General features: G+C 26.9%; 4 protein-coding genes. All 4 read left to right on the top strand.

The features are described 5' to 3' along the window. Window positions 1–24 precede the first annotated feature (24 nt). Window positions 25–366: a hypothetical protein gene (locus Q0V09_RS09855; RefSeq protein WP_297407407.1), complete on the top strand. Its 342-nt coding sequence runs from the start codon at window positions 25–27 to the stop codon at window positions 364–366. Window positions 367–375: 9 nt separating this feature from the next. Then, on the top strand, window positions 376–1,065 hold the full coding sequence (locus Q0V09_RS09860) for a type IV secretion system protein (RefSeq protein ID WP_297407405.1): 690 nt from the start codon (window positions 376–378) through the stop codon (window positions 1,063–1,065). Between the two features lie 10 nt (window positions 1,066–1,075). Further along, window positions 1,076–1,798, top strand: coding sequence for a TrbG/VirB9 family P-type conjugative transfer protein (locus Q0V09_RS09865; protein WP_297407403.1), 723 nt, complete (start codon window positions 1,076–1,078; stop codon window positions 1,796–1,798). A 12-nt stretch (window positions 1,799–1,810) separates the two neighbouring features. Beyond that, window positions 1,811–3,024 (top strand): TrbI/VirB10 family protein (locus Q0V09_RS09870; protein WP_297489080.1); only part of this gene is annotated, 1,214 nt, incomplete at its 3' end.

The raw sequence follows: 3,024 nt of genomic DNA on the forward strand, positions 1-3,024 counted from the left end.
CCCAAATTTAAGGGAGGAATTTTAATGAGAACAAATTTTAAAGATTTTTTACAAGGGCAAATGAAAAGAGGAATACTTTTTAACATGAGTGTACTGATTTTGTTTTTTCTAATTCTAAATTCATTCACTTTTGCTAGTCTTTCAGGTTTTACAATTGAAACTGGATTTCAAAAGTTTCTGGGAATGATTATTAGAACATTTAGATACATTATGGCAGTTGGAATAATTTTTACTCTTTTAGCTTTTTTCAAAGGGGGTCAGATGTGGATGATGGGATTGGGAGTTGTTATTGTTTCTCTTATAATTTCTAATTTAGATAAGATACTTGACGCATTACAACTAACTGGTGGAGTTTTAATTGGGTAAGGGGGAAGAATGTTTAGTTGGAAAAATAATAATAAAAATAAAGTAAGTACAACAATAGAATTAACAGAGCATGATAGATATTTTATTTTATCGAAAGCAAACAATAATAAGAAAAAAGTTATTTTCATTCTTTTACTTTTACAGTTTTTTTCTCTTTTTATTATTGGAACAATAGCTATTAAAACAAATATTAGAACTTATATTGTTGAAAAAGATCACAATAACTATACAATTTATGGTTATGCAAATGATCTTTCAAAAAAAGTATATAAACCTGATGAACAAACTAAAATATACTTTTTAGAAAACTTTATAAAAAAAACAAGGTTTTTGCCAAGTGATTTAGTTTTATTTAAAAAAAATTCAATAGAAGCAAATGCATTTGTAATACCAAGTGTTGCTACAAAAATAGAGCAATATTTAGTTAAGAATGATTATGGTGAAAAAATCAAAAACCAAAATACAGTAGATATTGACATCATATCAACTTTAAAATTAACAAAGAATACTTATCAAATACGGTGGATTGAAAAAATATACGATACAACTGGAAAAATAAAAGAAAAAAATTTAATGGTTGGAGTATTGACTGTACAGATAGATAGGCCAAAGAATGAGGAACAAATCAAATATAATCCTTTAGGAATTTATATAACAGATATATCACAATCAATAGAAGAAAAAAAGCAAATTAAATAGGAGTTTGGAAATGAAAAAAACGATTATATTCTTCTTTTTAATGGCATATTCTTTTTCTTTTGCTAAAACAATAAGTTTGTTTAAAGAAGCTGAAAAAAAAGAAATAACAAAAGTCATTTTTCAAAAAGATGTTAAATATTTAATTTATTCTATGCCTCTTCGTCAAACTATAATTAATTTTGGTGATGAAAAAATAGAATATGCAGAAACAGGAGACAATGTCCAGTGGAGTGTTATGGAAGACATTCATTCAGTGAAAATTAAGCCAAGCGACGTAAATTTAAAAACAGATTTGTTAGTAAAAACAAATGAAAATACATATTATTTTATAGTTTCATCATATTATGCTTTTTATAATCCAATTATCAATTTTTTATACCCACAAAAAATTGAAAATAAGATTAGAAGAAGAAAGGAACAAGAAATACCTTTGTCCATTATTAATATAGACGAACTTAATAATAGTTACTCAATATCAAAAAACTATAATTGGACACCAACACAAATATTTGATGACGGAAAAAAAACTTATTTAATAATGAATCCTAATATTCAAGAAATGCCTGTTTTCTTAACAAGAACAGAAGATAATAATTACGCTCTTGTTAATTTTAGAGTAAAAAAGACAAATAACGGTTTAAACATAATGATTATAGATAGAATCTTTAAAACAGGAATATTGAAATTAGGGAAAAAACAAATTGTTATAAAAAATAAGAAATACAGATATTAAGGGGGTGAAGAAATGGGAGATAAACTAAAAGAAGAACAAAATAAGACAAATAAACCGAACACTCCAACTTTAAATTTTAAAAATATAAGTAAATATATAGGAATAATCCTACTTGTTGTAGTAGGGTTACCACTTGTTTATTTAACATTAAATGAAACAGACAATAAAAGTAATGAAGAAAACAAAGAAAATTTCCCAGTAAAAATAGAAAAAGTAACAGGAAGTGGAATATCTAAAAATATGTCAGATGATTATGGCGACAAAAAATTCAGAAAAGAAATAGATAAAGAGATTGAAGCAAAAAAAGAAGAGACAAAACCTTTGGAAGAACAAGAAAAAACAGCTTCTGTACAACAAAATTTACAAAATATACCACAAAAAACAGAAGAAGAATTATTTCAAGAAGAACTAAAAAAACAAAGAAGGGAAAGGCTTGTTGAAGCTAGACTTTCAGGATTTAAAAAAAGCAATAAAGAGTTTATAAATCCAAGCATAGCGAATAGTAACACTAACCAAAATCCGAATTTAGACCCAAATTTTTTAGCTTCGCTTTATAAGCAAGAATCAAATGATCCAAATATGCAAGAAAAAAAGAAAAAATTTATAAATGAAAGTTCAAGTGATGAATTTATACTTAGAAAAACATTAGTACCTACAATATCAAAATACACACTAAAAGCTGGAAGTATTGTTCCAGTTACAATGTGGGCTAAAGTTAATTCTGACACACCTGGAACAATACTTGCAATAACAAGAGAAAATATTTACGACTCCTTAACTGGAATGAAGCTTTTAATTCCACAAGGAGCAAAGCTACTAGGAAAATATTCTTCTGATGTATCTTTTGGTCAAGATAGAGTTCAAGTAGTTTTCAATAGACTAACTCTACCAAATGGAAAATCAATTAATTTAGGCAGCATGTTAGGAAGTGATTTAGAAGGTCAATCAGGACTAAAAGATAAAACAAACAATCACATGACTAAAGTTGTAGGGTCTGTATTAATGTCAGCTATATTAGGTGCTGGTGGAGCAATAACAACATCAAATAACAAAAATGAAAATGATTGGCAAAATCAAGCAGGAGAAGGAGCAGGGCAACAAATAATGGCAGTAGGGAATAGATATGCACAAAAAGTTTTAAATGTTCAACCAACTTTAACTGTTAGATCAGGATTTAGAGCAACAATCCTAACAACACAAGATATTATATTAGAAAATTATGATAA

The organism is uncultured Cetobacterium sp. (genome assembly GCF_947039425.1).
GTDB lineage: Bacteria > Fusobacteriota > Fusobacteriia > Fusobacteriales > Fusobacteriaceae > Cetobacterium_A.

What these genes read in the sequence shown, in the direction of transcription:
- Q0V09_RS09855 (WP_297407407.1), top strand. Translation starts at nt 25, where the DNA reads ATGAGAACAAATTTTAAAGATTTTTTACAAGGGCAAATGAAAAGAGGA.
- Q0V09_RS09865 (WP_297407403.1), top strand. Translation starts at nt 1,076, where the DNA reads ATGAAAAAAACGATTATATTCTTCTTTTTAATGGCATATTCTTTTTCT.
- Q0V09_RS09860 (WP_297407405.1), top strand. Translation starts at nt 376, where the DNA reads ATGTTTAGTTGGAAAAATAATAATAAAAATAAAGTAAGTACAACAATA.